The sequence below is a fragment of the Streptomyces sp. ISL-66 genome (assembly GCF_018614135.1).
GTDB lineage: Bacteria > Actinomycetota > Actinomycetes > Streptomycetales > Streptomycetaceae > Streptomyces.
In genome coordinates this window covers 1-21999 of the sequence record NZ_JAGGOW010000103.1, presented here as the reverse complement: position 1 = coordinate 21999, position 21999 = coordinate 1, and the positions used below count along the sequence as shown (strand labels likewise).

The window sequence follows — 21999 nt, the reverse complement described above, 5'->3', positions numbered from 1 at the left end:
GACCGGGGCCGGCGCGGCCGGAGCCTCGGCGACGGTCTCGGCGGTGGCGGGGGCGGCAGCCGGGGCGGCGGCCGCGACCGGCGCGCCCGAACCGTCGTCGATGACGGCCAGCTCGGCGCCGACCTCGACGGTCTCGTCCTCGGCGACCTTGATGGAAGCCAGGATGCCGGCCACGGGGGACGGGATCTCGGTGTCGACCTTGTCGGTCGAGACCTCGAGCAGCGGCTCGTCGGCCTCGACGCGCTCGCCCTCGGCCTTCAGCCAGCGGGTGACAGTGCCCTCAGTAACGCTCTCTCCGAGCGCCGGAAGGGTTACGGAAACCGACATGGTTTCAGTTGCTCCTAACGAATGTGCGGAAGTGGTCGTCGCGCCCGTGACGATTAGTCGTGGTTGTGCAGCGGCTTGCCGGCCAGCGCGAGGTGCGCCTCACCGAGGGCCTCGTTCTGCGTCGGGTGCGCGTGGATGAGCTGCGCGACCTCGGCCGGCAGGGCTTCCCAGTTGTAGATCAGCTGGGCTTCGCCGACCTGCTCGCCCATGCGGTCGCCCACCATGTGGATGCCGACCACGGCGCCATCCTTGACCTGGACGAGCTTGATCTCGCCGGCGGTCTTCAGGATCTTGCTCTTGCCGTTGCCCGCGAGGTTGAACTTCGCGGCGATGACCTTGTCCGCACCGTAGAGCTCCTTGGCCTTGGCCTCGGTAATGCCCACGGAAGCGACTTCGGGGTGGCAGTACGTGACGCGCGGGACACCGTCGTAGTCGATCGGGACGGTCTTGAGACCGGCCAGACGCTCCGCTACCAGGATGCCCTCGGCGAAGCCGACGTGCGCGAGCTGGAGGGTCGGGACGAGGTCGCCGACCGCCGAGATCGTCTCCACGTTGGTCTGCATGTACTCGTCGACCAGGACGTAGCCGCGGTCCATCGCGACGCCCTGCTCCTCGTAGCCCAGACCCTGCGAGACCGGACCGCGGCCGATGGCGACCAGCAGCACCTCGGCCTCGAAGGTCTTGCCGTCGGCGAGGGTGACCCGTACGCCGTTCTCGGTGTACTCGGCCTTGTCGAAGAAGGTGCCGAGGTTGAACTTGATGCCGCGCTTGCGGAACGCGCGCTCCAGGAGCTTCGAGCTGTTCTCGTCCTCGACCGGCACGAGGTGCTTGAGGCCCTCGATGACGGTGACCTCGGAACCGAAGGACTTCCACGCCGAGGCGAACTCGACGCCGATGACGCCGCCGCCCAGGATGATCGCGGACTCGGGCACGCGGTCCAGGACCAGGGCGTGGTCCGAGGAGAGGATGCGGTTGCCGTCGATGTGCAGACCGGGCAGCGACTTCGGCACGGAGCCGGTCGCCAGCAGGACGTGGCGGCCCTGGACGCGCCGGCCGTTCACGTCGACGGAAGTCGGCGAGGAGAGGCGGCCCTCACCCTCGATGTAGGTCACCTTGCGGGAGGCGACCAGGCCCTGCAGACCCTTGTACAGGCCCGCGATGACGTCGTCCTTGTACTTGTGGACACCCGCGATGTCGATGCCCTCGAACGAGGCCTTGACACCGAACTGGCCGGCTTCGCGGGCCTGGTCCGCGATCTCGCCCGCGTGCAGCAGAGCCTTCGTGGGGATGCAGCCGTTGTGCAGGCAGGTGCCGCCGAGCTTGTTCTTCTCGATCAGGGCAACGTCGAGACCCAGCTGGGATGCGCGCAGCGCCGCGGCGTAACCGCCACTGCCGCCGCCGAGGATCACTAGGTCGAAAACGGTGCTGGCGTCGTTCGCCACGTCACGTCCTCCATGCATGTGCGCCGAGCACCGGTCCTCTGTGACCGGGCGGCGGCTGGTATACGGCCGCTTGTTTCTTCGGCCCTGTGGTGGGGGCCCTGTCCTGCCGAGAACCCATCTTCGCATTTGTCGGCGGAACGCGGGACGCCGGGCCTGCCCTGGGACAGGTCGTTCTGCCCGAACCGGGGGTTACCAGAGCGTAGAAACATACGGATTTCGTCGAGAGTGAACAGGCCCCGGACCCGATCAGGAAATCTGATCGGGTCCGGGGCCCGCTGTTATCCGGATTTGCCCGGGTTGCCCGTGGTGACCGCCTCGGGCCGGGGCGCCCGAGCGCCTCAGGACCGGGTCGCCCGGCTCCCGCGGGACTCGAGCGTCAGCCCAGGTCGCCCGTGGCCGTGCGCTCGGCGAGGCGCACCAGGGTGCGCACGGCCGAGCCGGTGCCGCCCTTGGGGGTGTAGCCGTACGGGGCGCCCTCGTGGAAGGCGGGGCCCGCGATGTCGAGGTGGGCCCAGGTGATGCCCTCGCCGACGAACTCCTGGAGGAAGAGGCCGGCCACCAGGCCGCCGCCCATCCGTACGCCCATGTTGGCGATGTCGGCGGTCGGGGAGTCCATCGACTTGCGCAGGTCGGCGGGGAGCGGCATCGGCCAGGAGGCCTCGCCGACCTCCTCGGCGATCTCGTGGATCGACGTGCGGAAGGCGTCGTCGTTGGCCATGACGCCGAAGGTGCGGTCGCCCAGGGCCAGCACCATGGCGCCGGTCAGGGTCGCGACGTCGACGATCGCGTCCGGGTTTTCCTCGGAGGCCTTGGTCAGCGCGTCGCCGAGGACCAGGCGGCCCTCGGCGTCCGTGTTGAGGACCTCGACGGTCTTGCCGCTGTACATGCGCAGCACGTCGCCGGGCTTGGTGGCGGATCCGGACGGCATGTTCTCGGCGAGCGCGAGCCAGCCGGTGACGTTGACCTGGAGGCCGAGCTTGGCCGCGGCGACCACGGAGGCGAAGACGGCGGCGGCGCCGGCCATGTCGCACTTCATCGTCTCGTTGTGGCCGGCCGGCTTCAGGGAGATGCCGCCGGAGTCGTAGGTGATGCCCTTGCCGACGAAGGCGAGGGTCTTCTCCGCCTTGGCGTGGGTGTAGGAGAGCTTCACCAGGCGCGGCGGGTTCTCGGAGCCCTTGCCGACGCCCATGATGCCGCCGTAGCCGCCCTTGACGAGCGCCTTCTCGTCCAGGACCTGCACCTTGATGCCGTTCTCCTTGGCGGTCGCGGAGGCGACCGCGGCGAAGGCCTCGGGGGTCAGGTCGTTCGGCGGGGTGTTCACCAGGTCGCGGGCGATGTTGACCTCGGTCGCGACGACCGTGGCGCGCTCGGCGGCGGCCTTGTGCTCCTTGTCGCGCGGCTTCGCGCCGAGCAGGGCCACCTCGGCGAGCGGCTGCTTCGGGCCGTTGTTCTTGTCGCCGTTGGCGGACTTCTTCTCGCCGCCCTGGTAGGCGGTGAAGGCGTACGCGCCCAGCAGCGCGCCCTCGGCCACGGCCGTGACGGCGGAGGCGTCGTCGAGGGGGAGGGCGAAGCCGGCCTTCTTGCTGCCGTGCAGCGCGCGGGCGGCGGCACCGGCGCAGCGGCGCAGCACTTCCTCGTCGTACGACTCGTCCGCCTCGGGTACGGGGCCCAGCCCGACGGCCAGCACGACCGGGACCTTGAGGCCGTCCGGGGCCGGCAGCTTGGTGATCTCGCCTTCGGCGCCCGAGGCCCCGAGGGCGTCGAGCACGGCGGCGAGCTTACCGTCGTACGCCTTGTCCACGGCCTCGGCGCCCGGGGCCACGACGGGACCCTTGGGGCCCTTGGCTACGCCGACGACGAGGGCGTCGGCGCGCAGCGTCGCCGGTCCGGCAGTGCTGAGAGTCAGAGCAGTCACGGTGGTGAAGTCTCGCTTCCGTTTTGGAGGTGTGGGCCGAGTGGGTGGACGGCCATCCGTAGCGATCGTATTCGGGCCCGATGTCCGCCGGAAATGAGCCTACGCGTACGCACTCGTCCGCACGCCACTCGAAGGTTTGGCAAGTTGTTCGATCAAGAGACCGTTAGATTCACCCATCTGTGGCCTCTGTTCCAGGTTTGCCCCTTAGGCCTGACGAGGTCCGAGAGACTCGGGCCAGTCCCGCGAAGGGACAAGGGGACGTCCGTCATATTCCACAGAGCCTCCCCGGCCCGGCCTCACGCCACGGGCCGAAGTCGAGGACGCCTGCGGGGGGAAAGGCCGAAAATGGTCAAGAAGAACCGGATGAACAGGCTCGCCGCCGTCTGCTTCGCGGCTGCCATAGCATCCGTCGCGCTACCGGGAGCGGCCGCTGGGGCGGCGGTGACTCCGCGCGTCGACCTGAGGGTCCTCGTCGTCGACGACGGCGGCAGCTCGGTCGAGGCGATCACGGCGGAACTCCGGGACACCGGAGTCCCGTACACCCGCGTGGACCTGGGCAGCGGAAGCCGCCCGGTGGTCAACGCGGCCTTCCTCGCCGACACGGTCGACGGGCGGCCGCGCGCCAAGTTCCAGGGCGTGGTGCTGCCCAACGAGAACCCGTTCGGCGCGGGCTCGGCCGAGATGGCCGCGCTCACCGCGTACGAGACGGCGTACGGGATCCGGCAGGTCGACGCCTACACCTGGGCGCACCCGGGCGTGGGTCTGGAGTACACCGACAACGGGGGCTTCAGCGGCGCCCTCGACGGCACCCAGGCGGCCGTCACCGCCGCCGGCAAGACGGGTCCCTTCGGCTACCTCGGGGGGCAGGTCGCCTTCGAGGACAACTCGCCGCTGATCCCCGAGAGCTACGGGTTCATGGCCAAGCCGAGGACCGGCTACACCAGCTACCTCGACGCCCCGGTCGGCTCCGGGCGGGCCTCGCTCGTCGGCGAGTACACCCACGACGGGCGCAGCGAACTGGTCGTCACCTTCGGCTACAACCAGTACCAGCAGCAGTTCCGGCTGCTGGCGCGCGGCATCGTCGAATGGGTCACCCAGGGCGTCCACCTCGGCCAGGAGCGCAACTACTTCGCGGTCCACGTCGACGACGTCTTCGCCCCGGACGCCCGCTGGAGCAAGGAGCTCAACTGCACGCCCGGCGACTACGCCTGCGCGGGCGGCGAGGGCCAGGAGTCCAGCATCCGCATGACGGCCGCCGACGCCCAGTACCTGGCGCAGTGGCAGACGTCCAAGAACTTCAAGCTCGACCTGCTCTTCAACGCGGGCGCGGGGGAGGAGTGGAAGGCGGAGCACGGCAACACCGACGCCCTGACCGCCCAGCTGATCGCCGACAAGGCGAAGTACCGGTGGATGAACCACACCTACACCCACCCTTTCCTCGGCTGCGTCCAGGACACCACCACCAGCCCCTGGACCTGCACGAAGAACGCCACGGGCGCCGTCAACTGGATGAGCCGCGCCGAGATCTCGGCGCAGATCCGGGACAACAACAACTGGGCCGCCTCCAAGGGCATCACCACCGACCGCTCCGAGCTGGTCACCGGTGAGCACTCCGGCCTCAAGACCCTCCCGCAGCAGGGCCAGGACAACCCCAACCTGGCCGGCGCGCTCGCCGACAACGGCGTGCGGTGGGCGGGCAGCGACAACTCCCGCGAGCCCGCGCAGCGGCCGGTCGGCGCCGCACTGACCGTCCCCCGGCACCCGATGAACGTGTACTACAACACGGGCACCAACTCCGAGATGGCCGACGAGTACAACTGGATCTACACCAGCCGGGCCGACGGCGGCAGCGGCATCTGCGAGGACAACCCCGCCACCTCCACCTGCCTGCCGGCCCCGCTCGACGCCAACACCGGCTACCTGAACCACATCGTCCCGGCCGAGGCCAGGACCGCCATGCGGCACGTCCTCACCAACGACCCGCGCCCGCACTACGTCCACCAGAGCAACCTCGCCGAGGACCGCACCCTCTACCCGGTGCTCAACGAGGTCCTCGACTCCTACCGCACGCTCTACGCGCCCAGCGCGCCGATCGTGAACCAGAGCATGAAGGACACCGGCGTCGAGCTCCAGCGCCGCGCGGCCTGGAACGCGGCGATCGCCGCCAACCAGGTCAGCGCCTACCGCATCGGCAAGGACGTCACCGTCAAGGCGCCCTCCGGAGTCATCGCCCCGGTCACCGCTCCCACCGGCACCAAGAAGCAACTGCTGCTGGGCACCGCCGACTTCGGCACCGCCTATGCTGGCTCCCGCTCCACCTGGACCGCCCCCGAGCTGCTCCAGAGCGCCGTCACGCTGCACATGCCCTGACGGCGGACGTGCACGCGCCCTGACGGCGTACGTGCTCAGAGGACCACGCGCCCTGACGGACCACGCGCCCCGACGGCGTACGTGCCCCGGACGCTCCACCGCCCCTGAACCGCCCGGGGCCGACCAAGCCAGCCACGAGCACCACCTAGCGCCGGCGTTCCGCGATTCAGGGGCGCCGGCCCCTTTTCCGTCCTTGGGGGGACACACCACATGAGCCATGGGCGCCATGTCACCATGCTCACCGAAGGCACCTACCCGCACGTCCACGGGGGCGTCAGCACCTGGTGCGACCAGTTGGTACGCGGCATGCCGGAGGTCGACTTCAACGTCATAGCCCTGACCGGCTCGGGACGCGAGCCGGTCACCTGGGAACTGCCGCGCAACGTCTACCGCCACACCGTCGTACCGCTCTGGGGGCCCGCACCGGCCCGTGCACTGCGCTCCAGCCTGCGGGGCAAGGCCCGGCGCCGCTTCACCGAGACCTACGAGACCTTCCTGCTCTCCCTGCTCGACCCGGCCCGCGGCGGATTCTCCGAAGCCCTGCGCGAACTGACCCTGCTGGCCCGCGCCGGAAAGCTCGCCCCGGCCCTGCGCTCCGAATCGGTCCTGCGCCTGCTGATGACCGTCTGGACCCGCCCGGGCCTGGCGACCGCCGGCGCCGAGCCCACCATCCACGACGCGCTCACCGCCACCGACCTGCTGGAACACGCGCTGCGCCCGCTGTCCGTGCGGATCCCGCCCGACAGCGTCGCCCACTCCGTCAGCAGCGGGCTGGCCACCCTCCCGGCGCTCGCCGCGAAGTACCTCGACGAGGTGCCCTTCCTCCTCACCGAGCACGGCATCTACCTGCGCGAGCGCTACCTCGGCTACCGCAGCGGAGCCGAACAGCGCTGGCCCGTCAAGGCCCTCATGCTCGGCTTCTACCGCGAGCTCAACACCGAGGGCTACCGGCAGGCCGACCTGATCACCCCGTGCAACCAGTACAACCGCCGCTGGGAGGAGCGCGGGGGCGCCGACTCCGAGCGGATCCGCACCGTCTACAACGGCGTCGACACCCACGCCTTCCCCGAGGCCGGTCCCGAACCGGACGTGCCCACCCTCAGCTGGTGCGGCCGCATCGACCCGATCAAGGACCTCGAAACCCTCGTCCGGGCCTACGCGTTCATGCGCGAGGAACTGCCCGCCCTGCGGCTGCGCCTCTTCGGCCCGGTCCCGGAGGGCTGCGAGGAGTACAAGCTCACGCTCCAGAAGCTCGCCGCCGAACTCGGGGTCGGCGACGGGATCTCGTACGAGGGCCGCATCACCGACGTCGCCCGCGCCTACGCGGCCGGCTCCATCGTGATGCTCTCCTCCATCAGCGAGGGCTTCCCCTTCTCCATCATCGAAGCCATGTCCTGCGGCCGCACCACCGTCTCCACCGACGTCGGCGGGGTCCGCGAGGCCGTCGGCGACACCGGTCTGGTCGTCCCGCCGCGCGAGCCCGAGACCATGGCCCGCGCCACCCTCGCCCTGCTCCGCGACGACGAACGGCGCGCCGAGCTGGGCCGGATGTCCCGCAAGCGGGTGCTGGAGAAGTTCACCCTCCACCAGTCCGTCGACGGCTTCCGGCACATCTACCGCGAACTCACGGGCCAGCCCGTGCTGCCCGTTCACGTGGGCGACGAGTGGACCCGGCGCCTCGCCGACCCCTGGTACAAGGAACTCGCCGCCGACGGGAGCCTGTGGTGAGCGGATCCCTCTGGCTGAAGGTCCCGGGCGGGGACACCCTTCCCGCCATCCCGAGGCCCCGGCGGGACGCCGCACCGGCCGCCGACCCGATGGACGAACTCGCCGAGCGCCTGGGCGCGTTCATCGCCGCCGCCGTCCATCCCGACGAGATAGCAGCCATCCTCGAATCCGACGGCATGACCGACGAGCACATCCGGCTCACCTACGGCCGCGACGACTCCTTCGGCCTCGCCGAAGAGCTCTACGCCCGGGTGCCGCGCTCCTTCCCGGAGCCCGACCGCGTCCCCGACCCGTGGAAGGTCTCGCTCACCGCCTGCCTCCTGCGCGGGGTGATCTTCGCCCTGCCCGGCCTCGCCTATCTGCTCGGCGCCCCCCTCCTGGAAGGCCCGAAAGACCGGCTGGGGCTGCCCGCCGGGACGCTGACCCTGCTCGCCGGGGCGCTCATCGGCTGGGTCTGGGACCAGACCCTGTCCCACCGCGCCTACTCCTGGCTGGGCCTCGGCGACCGGGCCGCCGCCGGGCGGACCCTGCTGCTCGGTGCCCCCGCCGGGGCCCTGCTGGGGACCGCGGCCGCGCTGTCGGTCCCCGGCGGGCCGCCGTTCGCGTCCGCCTTCGCCGCGGGCCAGGCCCTGTACGTCGGGGCCGCCACCGTCCTGCTCGTCCTCGGGCGCGAGCGGCTGCTGCTCGCCGCGCTCGCGCCGATGGCCGCCGGGGCGGTGCTCACCTTCCTGGTGGAACTTCCCGTGCCGGTACGGGTCCTGCTGCTGGCGCTCTCCCTCCTGGCCGCCTGCGCGCTCGCCGTCCGCGAACTGCCCGTGGCCGACGGGGTACGGGCCCTCGTGCTCCGGATCAAGGGCTGGAGCGAGCACCGGCCGGGCGAGCGGGGCCCGGTCCGCTGGCAGATGCTGCGCGGCGCCGAGGAGGAGTACGCGCCGCGCGGCCCCCGGCTCGGGGACTCCGTCCCCTACGGGGTCTTCGGCCTGGGCACCGGCCTCCTCGTGCTCTACGCGGCGCTGGGGGAGGTGCTCGCCGGCGGCCCCGCCGAGGCCGTCGCCGCTCCCTCGGCGGTGGCCCTCACCCTCAGCATGGGCCCCGCCGAATGGCTGCTCCACCGGTTCCGCAGCGGCAGCCTCGCCGGACTGCGCGCGGCCCGCTCACCACGGCAGTTCAGGCTCCGGATGTTGGCCACCCTGGCCCGCTGCCTCGCCGCCTACCTCGCGGTGCTGCTGTCCCTCGGCCTCACGGGAACCCTGCTCTGGCCCGGCGCCCCCGGCCTCACCGCGGTCCGCGTCGCCACCCTGCTCCTGCTCGGCGCCGTGATGTGGACCGGCCTGCTCCTGCAGTCCTTCGGAGCGGTGCGGCCCGCCGCGGTGGTCTGCGCCTCGGCCGCCGTCGCGCAGAGCCTGGCCCTGCTGCTGGGCGCCGGGCAGCCGCGCGCCGTGCAACTGGCCGTCGCCGGGGCCGCGGCCCTCGCGCTGGCCGTGCTCGTCTGCCTGCTCCTCGGCCGCGCCACGGCCCACCGCTGACCCTGCGCGCACGCGCGTACGTACGGACGAGAAGAAGGACCACATGCTGCTGGTGCCCCTCTACGAGCACCCCGCCGACCGGCCCGAGGACTGGGAGCTGCTCATCCGCTCCGCGGGCCGGCTGCACTCGGTCGTGCTCAACCCGGACAGCGGGCCCGGCCGGGCGCCCGACGAACGGTTCGCCGTCGTCGCGGCGCGGCTGCGCGAGGCCGGGGTGCCCGTCCTGGGGTACACCGACACCGACTACGGGCGCCGCCCGCACTCCGCCGTCGTCCAGGACCTGCTGCGCCACCGCGACTGGTACGGCACCGACGGGGTCTTCCTCGACCAGGCGGCCGCCGATCCGGAGTTCCTGCCGCACTACCGTCGGCTCGCCGTCGCCTCCCGGGCCGCCGGGGCCCGTACCGTCGTCCTCAACCACGGAGTGCACCCGCACCCCGGCTACGCGGAACTCGCCGACCTGCTCGTCACCTTCGAGGGGCCGTGGGACGCGTACCGGGACGCGGCCCCCGTACCGCCGTGGACCGCCGACCACCCCGCCCAGCTGTTCTGCCACCTCGTGTACGCCGTCCCGCCGGGTGCCCAGGCGGCGGAACTCGCCGAGCGGCTGGCCACCCAGCGCGGAGCGGGGGTGCACTGCGCGGTTCCGGGGACCGGCGCGCACCCGTGGGGGACCCTGCCGTACGCCCTGGAGGCCGCCGGATGAAGCGCCGTACGCCCAGCTGCCTCGCGCTGCTCCTCCTGCCGCTGCTGCTGCTCGCGGCCTGCACCTCGGCCCCGGACGAGGACGACGGGCAGCCGGACGACCTCTCGCCCGCCCCGGCGCCGGGGGAGCTCTGGCGGCCCGCCCCCGGCGTCAGCTGGCAGTGGCAGCTGACGGGGAAGCTCGACACGTCGGTGAAGGCGGCCGTCTACGACGTCGACGGGTTCACCACCACCAAGGAGCAGGTCGCCGAGCTGAAGCAGGCCGGCCGGCGGACCATCTGCTACCTCTCCACCGGCGCCTGGGAGGACTTCCGGCCGGACGCCGACGCCTTCCCGCCGTCGACGCGGGGGGAGGGCAACGGCTGGGAGGGCGAGCGCTGGCTCGACATCCGGCGGCTCGCGGAGCTGGAGCCGCTGATGGCCGCGCGGATCGACATGTGCCGGGACAAGGGCTTCGACGCGGTGGAGCCCGACAACATGGACGCCTACCGGAACAAGTCCGGCTTCCCGCTCACCGCCGACGACCAGCTGAAGTACAACCGGCTGATCGCGAAACTGGCGCACGACCGGGGCCTGTCGGTGGGGTTGAAGAACGACCTGGACCAGATCCCGGAGCTGGTGGGGGAGTTCGACTTCGCGGTCAACGAGCAGTGCATGCAGTACGACGAATGCGACCGGGTCGCCCCCTTCGTGAAGGCGGGCAAGGCCGTCTTCCACGTGGAGTACGAGAAGCCGATCGGGCAGTGGTGCCCGCGCGCGCGGGAGGCGAAGCTCAGCTCGCTGCAGAAGAAGTACGAACTGGGCGTCTGGCGCCAGGTCTGCCGCTAGCGCTGTGGCCGGGCAGCCCGGGCAGCCCGGGCACACAGGGCACACCGGGCAGGCCGGGCAGGTCGTGCCGTACGGCTATCCCGCCGGCAGGATCGCGTGGACCCGGTAGCCTCCGCCGAAACGGGGCCCGGCGAAGCAGGAGCCGTTCAGGGCGACGGCCCGTTCGCGCATGCCGAGCAGCCCGTGGCCGCCCCCCGGATCCGGCGTGCCGCCCGCCGGGACGCCGCCGTGGTCCAGCACCGTCACCTCGACCGAGCCGCCCACCCGGACCACGCTGACCTCGGCGTTCGCACCCGCGCCCGCGTGCTTGCGCACGTTGGTCAGCGCCTCCTGGATCACCCGGTACGCGGCCAGGTCCACGGCGGCGGGCAGCGGGTCGCGGCCCTGGCCCAGCTCCAGCATGACCTTCACCGGGAGCCCGGCGTTGCGGAAGGTGCCCACGAGGTCGTCCAGCACCGCCAGACCCGGCGCGGGCTCGGTCGGCGCCTCGGGATCGCCGGACTGGCGCAGCAGGCCCACCGTGGCCCGCAGCTCGTTCAGCGCGGAGCGGCTGGCGTCGCGGACGTGGGCCAGGGCCTCCTTCGCCTGGTCCGGGCGCTTGTCCATGACGTGCGCGGCCACCCCCGCCTGCACGTTGACCAGGGCGATGTGATGGGCCACCACGTCGTGCAGGTCCCGGGCGATGCGCAGCCGCTCCTCGGCCACCCGCCGCCGGGCCTCCTCCTCACGGGTCCGCTCAGCGCGCTCGGCCCGCTCCTGGATGGCGTCGATGAACGCCCGCCGGCTGCGCACCGCGTCCCCGGCGGCCGCGGCCATGCCGGTCCAGGCGAAGATCCCGATGTTCTCCTGCGCGTACCAGGGCAGCGGACCGGCCAGCATGGCCACGCCCGTCAGCCCGGCCATGGTGAGGAGGCCGACCCGCCAGGTGGTGGGCCGGTCGGTGCGGGAGGCCAGCGTGTACAGGGCGATCACCGTGCACATGGCGACGGGCGCCCGCGGCTCGCCGGTGGTCAGCTCCAGCAGTGAGAGCCCGATGGTCACGGCCAGCACGACGCGCGGTCGCCGGCGCCTCAGCACCAGGGCGGCCGCGCCGATCACCATCAGGACGAGCGAGAACGGTTCGGGGGTGCGGGTCCCGAAGGTCGGACCGTGCGCGCCGTGCGGGTCGGCGAAGGACCCGACGACCATGGCGACGAGCGCCCCGAGCGCCAGGACGGCGTCGGTGGCCAGCGGATGGTCCCGCATCCACTCCCGCGTGCGGGCGAACGGGCCGAGGTGTGTCGTCACCCCGATACCGTACGACCCCGCGCGGGGCCTCAGCCCCGGGGAGGCCCGGGCGCCGGTGGTGAAGGGGGCGGTGAGGACGAGGACGACGCGGGTGGCGAGGGTGGCGGCCGCACGCCCAGGGGAGCACGGGAGCGCTCCGGGCCCCACTTCGCGCGGACGAGGCAGATCGCCATCACCGAGGCGATGGCCGCCAGGTGCTCCTTGCCCGCCAGGTTGTCCTTGAACAGCAGCTCGCCGATCATCACCAGGATGACCACGGAGCCGGTCAGGTACGCCCGGTAGCGCCAGCAGACGTAGACGGCGAGGCCGACCACCGCCGCCGAGGGCCCGGTGTCGTTGACGATCCGGTCGGACACCGGCAGGCCGAAGGGGTGCTCCCCGCCGAGCGAGAGCCCGATCCGCGCGTACGTGGTCCCGGCCAGGGTGGCCACGTAGCCGATGACCAGCGTGCGCCACCAGCCGATGCAGATCTCCGAGATCCCGAAGACGAGCAGGATCTGCGCGAGGGCCCCCCACACCGGCAGGTCCAGCGCGGGCACGAACAGCGACAGGGGGGTGCGCAGCAGGGCCAGCCAGAGCGGGTCGACGGCCTTGACCGACCCGAGGTTCTGGACCGGCTGGAAGCCCCATGAGGTGTTCTGGACGACCTGGAAGACCGCGGTCAGGCAGACCGCGCCGATGGTCATCGGGATCGCCCGCCACGTGTCGCGGACGAGCGAGTCCCGGACCGTCCAGTACAGGGGCCCCCACTCGCGGCGGGCGAACCGCCGCAGTGAGGCAGTCGTCAACGCTTGCTCTCCAGATGTCTGCGGTGCATCCACTTCGGCAGCCCGGGTGCTTCCAGGAAGCCCTCGGCCCGGCCCGCCGCGATGCCGATCCGCAGCAGGTCCGAACTCTTCTCGAAGAGCATGAACCGCGGTTCCCAGATCGGCCGGTATTTGGCGTTGGCCCGGTAGAGGGACTCGATCTGCCACCAGCGCGAGAAGAAGCTCAGCAGCGAGCGCCACATCCGCAGCACCGGACCGGCGCCGAGCTTCGACCCACGCTCGAAGACGGACCTGAACATCGCGAAGTTCAGCGAGACCTGTGTGATGCCGATCTCCTTCGCGCGCTCCAGGAGTTCGATGACCATGAACTCCATCAGGCCGTTCTCGGAATCGCGGTCACGGCGCATCAGGTCCAGCGACAGGCCCTTGGGCCCCCACGGGACGAAGGACAGCACGGCGCGCAGCGCGCCGTCGCCGTCGAAGCACTCCAGCATCACGCACTGACCGTCGCCGGGATCGCCCAGCCGGCCCAGCGCCATGGAGAAGCCGCGCTCGGTCGCGCCGTCGCGCCAGTCGTCGGCGCGCAGCAGGAGCACGTCCATCTCGTCGGACGGGATGTCGGCGTGCCGGCGGATGCGGACCGTGTACCCGGCGCGCTTGACGCGGTTGTACGCCTGCCGGACGGTGCGCATGGCGCGGCCGTCCAGGGTGAACTCGTCGGTCTCGACGATCGCCTCGTCGCCGAGCTCCAGCGCGTCCAGTCCGTGGCGGGCGTAGATCTGCCCGGCTTCCTCGCTGGCGCCCATCACCGCCGGCACCCAGCCGTGCTCGCGCGCCTCGGCCAGCCACGGGTCGATGGCGCCGGGCCAGGCCTCGGGGTCGCCGATCGGATCGCCGGAGGCCAGCGAGACCCCGCCGACGACGCGGTAGGTGACGGCGGCCTTGCCGGTGGGGGACCAGATCACGGACTTCTCGCGGCGCAGCGCGAAGTAGCCGAGGGAGTCGCGGTCGCCGTGCTTGGCGAGCAGCAGGCGCAGCCTCTCCTCGTCGTCCTCGCCGATCGGGTCCACGGCGCGGCGCGAGCGGAAGGCCGCGAACAGCACGGCGAGCAGCAGCAGCGTCGACATGACGTTGATGGCCACGTCCACCCAGCCGGGGGTGGTGATCGAGTTGTAGGCCCGGTCGTCCGGGGCCAGGGTGACCAGCCGCATCACGCCGTACCGCCAGCGGGAGAGGAACGTGGCGTCGGCGGCGTCCGCGTCGGTGTTCGTCGCGCCGACCAGCAGGGCGGCGACCAGCGAGGTCACCAGCAGGCCGACGGAAGCGACGAGGCTGGCCAGCAGCGGGTTGGAGCGGTCGCCCTTGGCGTAGAACTCCCGGCGGCCCAGCAGCAGGGCGCCGACGAAGAGCGCGGTCAGCGAGAACGCCACCCAGTTCTGGGCGTGGCCGCGGAACTCCGGGTAGCAGAACTCGTACCCGCTGCCCGAGCACGGGGTGAAGGACGCGACGGCGGCCATGAGGAACGCCAGCAGCAGCAGGCCGCTCAGGACCAGGTTGAGGATCCACGCGGCCCGTTTGCGGCGGCCCATGGTCACGGTGAGGAGGAGCGAGAACGCCGCGGAGGCGAAGCCCGCCGTGAGCAGGTACGGGGTGTAGAAATCGGCGGTGCTGTGCCGGCGCAGGTCCTGCCCGAGCGAGAACCACACCGCGCTGAGGAAATTGACGAAGGTGACGGCGCGCAGGTACCACACCACGAACGCGGCGCTGCGGCGCGACCGGGCGCTCCCCCTGCCGCCTTCGCCGCCGCTTCCCTTGCCGCCCTCTTGGCCGGTTTCCCGGCCGCCCCCTGATGTGCCTTTGCCGTTCGGATCCCCACCGGTTCCTCGGTCGGTCTTCCGCTCGGTCGATGTGCTGGTCAAACGGACCTCTCCCATAAAAAGCGATGATATGGGGCGCTGCGGTCCGTGCTCGGCGGTCCGGAGGACCGCGGCCTGGTCAGGACCGCGGCCCCGGTGCTCACTCCTTCGGCTCGGCCACCCTCCCCCGGACTCCGCCCGGGGGAACCCCCGGCGGGAGCTCCGCCGCGAGTGCGGCGGCCGCCTGGACGAGGGGAAGAGCCAGCAACGCCCCGGTTCCTTCTCCCACAGTGACGCCGTGGTCGAGCACCGGGTTGAGCGCCATCCGGTCCAGTGCCTTGGCCTGGCCCGGCTCGCCGCTGGCCTGCCCGGCCAGCCACCAGTCCGGGGCGCGGAAAGCGGCCCGCTGGGCCACCAGCCCGCAGGCCGCCGAGACGACCCCGTCGAGGATGACCGGGGTGCGGCGCACCGCGCACTGGAGCAGGAAACCGGTCATCGCGGCGACGTCCGCGCCGCCGACGGCCGCCAGCAGCGCGACTTGATCCCCGAGGACGGGCCGGGCGCGTCGCAGCGCGTCGCGGATCGCCGCGCACTTGCGCATCCAGGTCAGGTCGTCGATGGGTACGCCGCCGCGGCCGGTCACCACCGAGGCGTCGGTGCCGCACAGCGCGGCGACGAGCGTCGCCGCGACGGTGGTCCCGCCGACGCTCAGGTCCCCGAGCACGATCAGGTCGGTGCCGGAGTCGGCTTCCTCGTCGGCGATCTGGATGCCGAGCCGCAGCGCGGCCTCGGCCTCCTCGGCCGTCAGCGCGTCCTCCACGTCGATCCGCCCGCTGCCGCGCCGGACGCGGTGCTTGGTGATCTCCTGCGGCAGCAGGTCGAGATGGCAGTCCAGACCCGCGTCGACGACGCGTACGGAGGCGCCGAACCTCTGGGCCAGGACGGACACGGGGCTCACCCCGTCGAGTACGGCCCGCACCAGCTCGTGGGCGGAGCCGGCGGCCCGTACGGACACGCCCTCGGCGGCGATCCCGTGGTCCGCGGCGAACAGCACGACGCGCGGCCGCTCGATCGGCTTGACCGGAACCCGCCCCTGCGCGGCGGCGAGCCATTCGGCGAGCTCGTCGAGCCGGCCCAGCGCGCCGACGGGCACCGCCAGTCGCTCACGGCGTTCCTCGGCATCACGCCGCACGCCCCCGTCGGGGCGCTCGATCAGATCGGAGAAGTCGTCGAGATTCAGCGTGGTCATCTGCCAGAGAGTACAGCGGGGGCCTTGCGTGCCAGGCCCCGCAGGGGGACCCGCCGGCGGCGGCCGGGGGAGCGCCGGGCGCCGGTCCGCGGGAGCTACTGCTTGAGGACCAGCACCTGGCCCGCCACCACCAGGAGCACCTGCTCGCACTCGCCCGAGACGCCCGCGTTCAGCCGCCCCAGCTCGTCGCGGAACCGCCGTCCCGAAGCCGTCGCGGGGACCACCCCGGAGCCGACCTCGTTGCTGACCAGCACCACGGTGCGGCGGGTCGAGCGGACCGCCGCCACCAGCTCGGCGACCCGCCCGGCCAGTTCCTCGCGCCCGCCGCCGGCCCAGACCGCGTCGTCCCAGGCGCCCGCCCGGTCCATGGCGTCCGTCAGCCACAGCGCCAGGCAGTCGATCAGCAGCGGCGGCCCCTCCTGCGCCAGTTGCGGAGCCAGCTCGCAGGTCTCCAGCGTCCGCCAGGACGACGGGCGCCGCTCCCGGTGCAGCCCGACCCGGGCCGCCCACTCCGCGTCGCCCTCGCGCGTACCGCCCGTGGCGAGGTAGACGACCTCGGGGAAGGCCGCCAGCCGGCGCTCCGCCTCGTGGGACTTCCCCGACCGGGCCCCGCCCAGGACCAGCGTCCGGCGCGGCACCTGCGGCAGGGCGCGGTACTCGCCGACCGCCACCGTCGTCCCGTCCGGCACCACACGGGCGCCCGCGGCCGCGCACCGGCGCTCCAGTTCCGGGCCGGGCGGGGTGTCGTGGTCCACGTGGACCGCGATCACGTCCGTCGCCGGGCCCACCGCACCGGTCGCCCGCAGCCGGGCGACCGCCTCCGGCCGGCCGAGCACGTCCGCGAGGACCACGTCGTACGGGCGCCGCGCGGTCGTCCCGTCGATGCCGCCCGGCGCCCCGCCGGGCGGCAGGTACAGCAGCCGCGCGCCGTCCGGGCCCGTCACCTCGTACCCGGTGCCCGGGGCGTCGATCGCCGCGGCCCGCACCCGGTGCCCGGAGATCACCGCGAGCTCCCGCCCGTCCGGCACCCGCCCGGCCGCGGGCAGTCCCGGCGGCAGCTCCACGGCCGGACCGTCGTGCGGGTGGGTCAGCAGGACCTGCCGTACGCCGGCCAGCGAATGTCCCGCCCGCGCCCCCGCGAGCACGGCTCCGGGCGTGAGGTCGAGCAGCAGCGCCCCGTCCACGAGCACGGACGTCGCGGCCCGCGCCCGGGGCCCGACGGAGACGGCGCAGGCGGCGCAGGGACAGCCGGGGCGGGGCAGTCCTTCGGGTGTGCCGGTGCCGAGCAGAGTGAGTTCCACAGGATGATCCTCCCGCGTCGCCGAGAGTGGTGCGCGCCCGGTTACTCTCTGGGCACACTCAAGGCGAGAAGCGTGCGATCAGCGAACAGCGGACGAGCAACGGAGGCGGACATGGCGTGGACGTGGCGGTTCGAGGCGGCGGACGGCAGTGAGACGAGCCCGTCGGTGGTTCCGGAGGAGTTCACCACGCAGGGGGACGCCGAATCGTGGGTCGGCGAGTACTGGAAGGACCTGCTGGAAGGCGGCACCGAGCGCGTGAAGCTGTCCGACGACGGCGGCACCGAGCTGTACACGATGAGCCTGCGCGAGGCCGCCGAGCTCTGAGCCCGCGCGTACGAACGGGCCCGGGTCCGCGTGCTGCGGACCCGGGCTCCGGTGCGTTCGGGAGGGCGCTCGCGCCCCGGAGGGCCTTCGGCGGGCGGGCTTCAGCCCCGTACGCCGCACAGGTGCAGCAACGCGGCGACCCCGCGGTACGGGTCGGTCCGGCCGGCCCGGTCCTCAGCGGCGAGCAGCCGCTCGAGTTCCCCGTCGGCGGGGAGCTGCTCCCCGGCCTCGGTGCCGTCCGTGAAGACGCGTACGCCGTACCAGGCCTGCAACGGGGCGCCGATCCCGAACAGGGTGGCGGTCAGCGCGGACATCCGGTCCGCGCGCACGTCCAGGCCCAGCCGGTTCGTGTAGTCGATGGTGTCGAAGGCGCTCAGCGCGGCCGCCCAGTCGCCGGCCAGGCCGGGCCGCATGGCGAGCGCGTCGCCGTTGCGCACGAGCAGGGACAGCAGTCCGCCCGGGGCCAGCATGCGGGCGAGCCCGGCGAGCATGGCGTCCGGTTCGGGCACGTACATGAGCACGCCGTGGCAGAGCACGACGTCGAAGCTGCCGGGCAGGAAGTGCGCCCCGGTCTCCCGGCCGTCACCCTCCATCAGGCGGACGCGGTCGCGGATGCCGGGGGGCTCGGCCTCCAGCGCCTCGCGGGCGACGGCCAGCATGGCGGGGTCCTGCTCCAGCCCGGTCACCTTGTGCCCGGCGCGGGCCAGGCGCAGCGCCTGGGTGCCCTGGCCCATGCCGACGTCGAGGACGCGCAGCCGCTGCCCCACGGGGAAGCGGTGCGCTATCTGCTCGTCGACCTGGCGGCCGACGAGCTCCTGGCGGACGGCGTTACGCAGCCCGCCGAGGCCCTCGAGCCAGAGCCGGGCTCCGTCCGAAAATCCGCTCAGGGCCGTTCCCCGCGCTTGACCTGCGGCTTGGGCAGGCGAAGACGGCGCATCTGGAGCGTGCGCATCAGGCCGTACGCGACGGCGCCGCGCTTGGGCTCGTCGGGGAAGCGCTGGTTCAGGGCCTTGCGCAGGCGGATGAACATGCCGACGGAGTCGACGATGATCAGCGCGATCACACCGAGCCACAGCAGCAGCGCGATGTTCTGGATGGACGGCACCCGGACCATGCTCAGCACCAGGATGATCACGGCCAGCGGCAGGAACATCTCGGCGACGGAGAAGCGGGAGTCCACGAAGTCGCGCACGAAGCGGCGTACGGGACCCTTGTCGCGGTTGGGCAGATAACGCTCGTCACCACTGGCGAGGGCTTCGCGCTGCTTGGTCATTTCGACCCGGCGGCGCTCACGGGCTCGCTTGGCATCCTCCTTGCGGTTGCCGGTCGAGGCCACCACGGCCTTGCGCTGCGACTGGGCCACAGCACGCTTCGGCGTAGGGCGGCCCTTCGGGGCCTGCGGGTTACGGGGCTGCGAGAGGTCGGCGCTCACCTTGTCGGTGGCGGCGGCCTTCTCTTCCTTGGAGGAGCGGCTACCAAACACAAAACCCAAGGGTACGTGGTTGTGGGCACGGGCCCCACCCCCGTCGGGAACGATCCGGCAACGGCAGGCGTCTCCCTGAGGGATGCACCTACTCCTTACGCCTGACACGGCGGCTGACCAGTCGTCCTGGAGGAGGAGCGCATCCGCACTCGAACAGTGCGGTAATGGATGCAGGGCCCGTACTGTGGGTCCTGTTGGTGACCTGGAGCACAGTCCGTCTAGAAGGGGGCGCGCGAAGCCCATGAGCGGTGTCATGAAGCGTATGGGGATGATCTTCCGCGCGAAGGCGAACAAGGCCCTTGACCGGGCCGAGGACCCGCGCGAGACCCTCGACTACTCGTACCAGAAGCAGCTCGAACTGCTTCAGAAGGTGCGCCGCGGCGTTGCCGACGTGGCGACCTCCCGCAAGCGCCTGGAGCTGCAGCTGAACCAGCTCCAGAGCCAGTCCGGCAAGCTGGAGGACCAGGGCCGCAAGGCGCTCGCCCTGGGCCGCGAGGACCTGGCCCGCGAGGCGCTGTCCCGTCGCGCCTCGCTACAGCAGCAGGTCAGCGACCTGGAGGTGCAGCACCAGACCCTCCAGGGGGAAGAAGAGAAGCTGACGCTCGCCGCGCAGCGGCTGCAGGCCAAGGTGGACGCCTTCCGCACCAAGAAGGAGACCATCAAGGCCACGTACACGGCGGCCCAGGCGCAGACGCGGATCGCCGAGTCCTTCTCCGGCATCTCCGAGGAGATGAGCGACGTCGGCCTCGCCATCCAGCGGGCCGAGGACAAGACGGCGCAGCTGCAGGCCCGCGCCGGCGCGATCGACGAGCTGCTCGCCTCCGGCGCGCTCGACGACCGGAGCGGTCTCGGCTCCAAGGACGACATCCAGGCCGAGCTGGACCGCCTCTCCGGCGGGACGGACGTGGAGCTGGAGCTCCAGCGGATGAAGGCCGAGCTGGCGGGGGGACCGTCCGCGCAGCAGCAGGCCATCGAGGGCGGGGCCCAGGGCACCGGCCAGCCGTCGCAGACCCAGCACCGGTTCGACAAGCAGTAGGACGGGGCCCGTCATGATTGTCCGCATCATGGGGGAAGGTCAGGTGGAGCTGGCGGACAGCCACTTCACCGAGCTCAACACGCTGGACGACGAACTGCTCGCGGAGATGGAAGCGGGCGACGAGGAGGGCTTCCGGCGCACGCTGGGCGAGCTGCTCGACGCCGTGCGCCGCCTCGGTGAGCCGCTCCCCGACGAGGCCCTGGAGCCGTCCGAGCTGATCCTGCCCGCTCCCGACGCCTCGCTGGACGAGGTCAGGGAGATGCTCAGGGACGACGGCCTGATCCCGGGCTGAGACGCGGCCGCGGGGACGGCGGACCGGACTCGACGGCGGACCGGACTCCGGAAGGGCCCGCCCCACCAGGGGCGGGCCCTTCCCGTGTCCCGCCGGCCGGGGGCGGGCCGGGGTCAGCGGACCTCTGTGTCGCGAGCCCGCTCCGGATCCGGGGTCCCGCCGATGAAGTTCTCGAACCTGCGGCGCGGCGAAGCCCACCGGCGGTCGTGGTGGAAGGCGCGCAGCCCCGCCTTGGCCCGGGCCTTCGGGCGGTTCGCGTAGAACTTCTTCGCGTACGGGGAACCGGGCCGGGCCAGCCGGACCGCGCCGATCAGCGCGACGAAGGGGATGACCGTGCCGAAGAACGCGGTGCGCGCCTTCCCCTTCCACAGGGCGATCAGGGCGAGGAAGAAGTTGGTCGCCGTGTTCATGGCGACGAGTCCGCGGTTGTGCCGCTCGTCCGCGGTGAGGTCGTTGACCCCGAACGGCAGGAAGCCGCCCAGCACCAGCGCCACGATCGCCGCCGTCAGGACCACGATCTCCACGCTCTTGCGGCCCTGCTCGCTCCAGTAGACGTCGTCCAGGTGCAGGATCAGCGCGAACTCGTCCAGGACCAGCCCCGCGCCCATGCCGAAGATCACCGCCGACAGCCCCGCCCCGAAGCTGTGCCGGCTGCTGCCGATCGCCCCGAAGCCGCCGATGATCACGAGGATCACGCCCGGGACGACGTGGTGGATGTGCATGCCACCCGGGGTGACGTTCTTGAAGGGGCCCCGCCCGGCCCGGATCAGCCGGGTGATCACACGGGTGATCAGGAAGGACGACACGAAGGACAGCAGCGCGAGGAGCAGCGGCAGTTTCCCCGGCTCGACGATGTTTCGGTACCACCAGTGACCCATACCGCAGACTCTCTGTTCGCCGGCTCCCGCTTTGGACCGTAATGGGTAACTTACCGCCCACCGCGAGCGGGTAGCGTTCGCGGCGATGACAGATTCGTTCGACGACCCGCACCCCACGCCCCCGCCGGCGCCGCCCGCCGACCGGGCCTCGCTGCTCGACGGGGTGCGCTTCGCCTTCGGCACGCTCACCGTCCTGCCCGCCCGCATCACCCGCTGGGACCGGCCCGCCGCCCGCACCGGCATGGCCTGCGCCCCGCTCGCCGGGTTGGTCGTGGGGCTCCTCGCGGCCGTGCCCGGCGTGCTCCTGCTCCTCTCCGGCGGCGGACCGCTGCTCGCCGCGGCCGTCACCGTCGCCGTACCGGCGGCCCTGACCCGCGCACTGCACCTGGACGGCCTCGCCGACACCGCGGACGCACTGGGCAGCGCCAAGCCGGCCGACGCCGCGCTGCGCATCATGAAGCAGTCCGACATCGGCCCCTTCGGGGTGGTGGCGCTGGCCCTCGTCCTCCTGATCCAGGTGGCCGCCCTGGCCGACGTGTACGCCGACAGCTGGGTCCGGGGCGGGTTCGCCACCGTGCTCGCCGCCGTCGCCGCCCGCCTCGCCATGACCCTGGCCTCCCGCGACGGGGTCCCGCCGGCCCGGCCCGAGGGGCTGGGCGCGGCCGTCGCCGGAGTGGTCCCGCGC

At 72.3% G+C, this 21999-nt stretch carries 19 protein-coding genes and 1 pseudogene; 9 read left to right on the top strand and 11 right to left on the bottom strand.

The window, feature by feature from the left end; translation table 11 throughout:
- The 3 genes from J7E97_RS20005 to J7E97_RS19995 form a co-directional block, all read right to left on the bottom strand.
- Positions 1-327: biotin/lipoyl-containing protein (locus J7E97_RS20005; RefSeq protein WP_285428447.1), on the bottom strand; the 327-nt coding region annotated here is incomplete at its 3' end.
- A 53-nt stretch (positions 328-380) separates the two neighbouring features.
- Entirely contained in the window at positions 381-1769 is a 1389-nt protein-coding gene (gene lpdA, locus J7E97_RS20000; protein WP_215029035.1) for a dihydrolipoyl dehydrogenase, read from the bottom strand.
- Between the two features lie 376 nt (positions 1770-2145).
- Positions 2146-3684, bottom strand: coding sequence for a leucyl aminopeptidase (locus tag J7E97_RS19995; protein WP_215029032.1), 1539 nt, complete (start codon positions 3682-3684; stop codon positions 2146-2148).
- A 363-nt stretch (positions 3685-4047) separates the two neighbouring features.
- Between J7E97_RS19995 and J7E97_RS19990 the strand changes: the two genes are divergently transcribed.
- From J7E97_RS19990 to J7E97_RS19970, 5 genes are all read left to right on the top strand, one after another.
- Positions 4048-6054 (top strand): hypothetical protein, encoded by a 2007-nt coding sequence (locus tag J7E97_RS19990; protein WP_251054843.1) that lies wholly within the window; start codon positions 4048-4050, stop codon positions 6052-6054.
- Between the two features lie 210 nt (positions 6055-6264).
- On the top strand, positions 6265-7782 hold the full coding sequence (gene pelF, locus J7E97_RS19985; RefSeq protein WP_215029025.1) for a GT4 family glycosyltransferase PelF: 1518 nt from the start codon (positions 6265-6267) through the stop codon (positions 7780-7782).
- The gene (locus tag J7E97_RS19980) at positions 7779-9308 is read left to right on the top strand and encodes a hypothetical protein (protein ID WP_215029022.1); all 1530 of its coding nucleotides are present in this window, start codon (positions 7779-7781) and stop codon (positions 9306-9308) included. The genes pelF and J7E97_RS19980 overlap by 4 nt, the downstream gene beginning before the upstream one ends.
- A 43-nt stretch (positions 9309-9351) precedes the next feature.
- The gene (locus J7E97_RS19975) at positions 9352-10014 is read left to right on the top strand and encodes a spherulation-specific family 4 protein (protein WP_215029021.1); all 663 of its coding nucleotides are present in this window, start codon (positions 9352-9354) and stop codon (positions 10012-10014) included.
- Positions 10011-10841: an endo alpha-1,4 polygalactosaminidase gene (locus J7E97_RS19970; protein ID WP_215029019.1), complete on the top strand. Its 831-nt coding sequence runs from the start codon at positions 10011-10013 to the stop codon at positions 10839-10841. The genes J7E97_RS19975 and J7E97_RS19970 overlap by 4 nt, the downstream gene beginning before the upstream one ends.
- Here the strand turns inward: J7E97_RS19970 and J7E97_RS19965 are convergent.
- The 5 genes and pseudogenes from J7E97_RS19965 to J7E97_RS19945 form a co-directional block, all read right to left on the bottom strand.
- Positions 10838-12128, bottom strand: a pseudogene (locus J7E97_RS19965) (sensor histidine kinase). The gene J7E97_RS19970 and the pseudogene J7E97_RS19965 sit on opposite strands and share 4 nt — an antisense overlap.
- 29 nt (positions 12129-12157) lie before the next feature.
- Positions 12158-12916 (bottom strand): hypothetical protein, encoded by a 759-nt coding sequence (locus tag J7E97_RS19960; protein ID WP_251054842.1) that lies wholly within the window; start codon positions 12914-12916, stop codon positions 12158-12160.
- Positions 12913-14649, bottom strand: coding sequence for a phosphatidylglycerol lysyltransferase domain-containing protein (locus J7E97_RS19955; RefSeq protein ID WP_374224194.1), 1737 nt, complete (start codon positions 14647-14649; stop codon positions 12913-12915). The genes J7E97_RS19960 and J7E97_RS19955 overlap by 4 nt, the downstream gene beginning before the upstream one ends.
- Positions 14650-14911: 262 nt before the next feature.
- A complete protein-coding gene (cobT, locus tag J7E97_RS19950; protein WP_374224193.1) occupies positions 14912-15991 on the bottom strand; it encodes a nicotinate-nucleotide--dimethylbenzimidazole phosphoribosyltransferase in 1080 nt (359 codons plus the stop codon).
- 104 nt (positions 15992-16095) lie between these two features.
- Positions 16096-17301 carry a bifunctional adenosylcobinamide kinase/adenosylcobinamide-phosphate guanylyltransferase gene (locus tag J7E97_RS19945; RefSeq protein ID WP_215029014.1) on the bottom strand — a complete coding sequence of 402 codons (1206 nt, stop codon included), beginning with the start codon at positions 17299-17301 and terminating at the stop codon, positions 16096-16098.
- A 111-nt stretch (positions 17302-17412) separates the two neighbouring features.
- On the opposite strand from J7E97_RS19945, the gene J7E97_RS19940 reads away from it, so the two are divergent.
- The gene (locus J7E97_RS19940; RefSeq protein ID WP_215029012.1) at positions 17413-17625 is read left to right on the top strand and encodes a hypothetical protein; all 213 of its coding nucleotides are present in this window, start codon (positions 17413-17415) and stop codon (positions 17623-17625) included.
- Positions 17626-17726: 101 nt separating this feature from the next.
- Here J7E97_RS19940 and J7E97_RS19935 read toward each other — a convergent pair whose 3' ends face one another.
- A complete protein-coding gene (locus J7E97_RS19935) occupies positions 17727-18461 on the bottom strand; it encodes a bifunctional 2-polyprenyl-6-hydroxyphenol methylase/3-demethylubiquinol 3-O-methyltransferase UbiG (protein ID WP_215029038.1) in 735 nt (244 codons plus the stop codon).
- Positions 18462-18508: 47 nt separating this feature from the next.
- Positions 18509-19117 (bottom strand): DUF3043 domain-containing protein, encoded by a 609-nt coding sequence (locus J7E97_RS19930; protein WP_215029009.1) that lies wholly within the window; start codon positions 19115-19117, stop codon positions 18509-18511.
- A gap of 232 nt (positions 19118-19349) precedes the next feature.
- On the opposite strand from J7E97_RS19930, the gene J7E97_RS19925 reads away from it, so the two are divergent.
- Entirely contained in the window at positions 19350-20144 is a 795-nt protein-coding gene (locus J7E97_RS19925; RefSeq protein ID WP_215029006.1) for a PspA/IM30 family protein, read from the top strand.
- A gap of 13 nt (positions 20145-20157) precedes the next feature.
- Positions 20158-20436: a hypothetical protein gene (locus J7E97_RS19920; RefSeq protein WP_215029004.1), complete on the top strand. Its 279-nt coding sequence runs from the start codon at positions 20158-20160 to the stop codon at positions 20434-20436.
- Positions 20437-20549: 113 nt separating this feature from the next.
- Here the strand turns inward: J7E97_RS19920 and J7E97_RS19915 are convergent, their stop codons facing one another.
- Positions 20550-21314 (bottom strand): hypothetical protein, encoded by a 765-nt coding sequence (locus J7E97_RS19915; RefSeq protein WP_215029001.1) that lies wholly within the window; start codon positions 21312-21314, stop codon positions 20550-20552.
- 85 nt (positions 21315-21399) lie between these two features.
- Here J7E97_RS19915 and J7E97_RS19910 point away from each other — a divergent pair.
- On the top strand, positions 21400-21999 hold a 600-nt coding region (locus J7E97_RS19910), incomplete at its 3' end, for an adenosylcobinamide-GDP ribazoletransferase (RefSeq protein WP_215028998.1).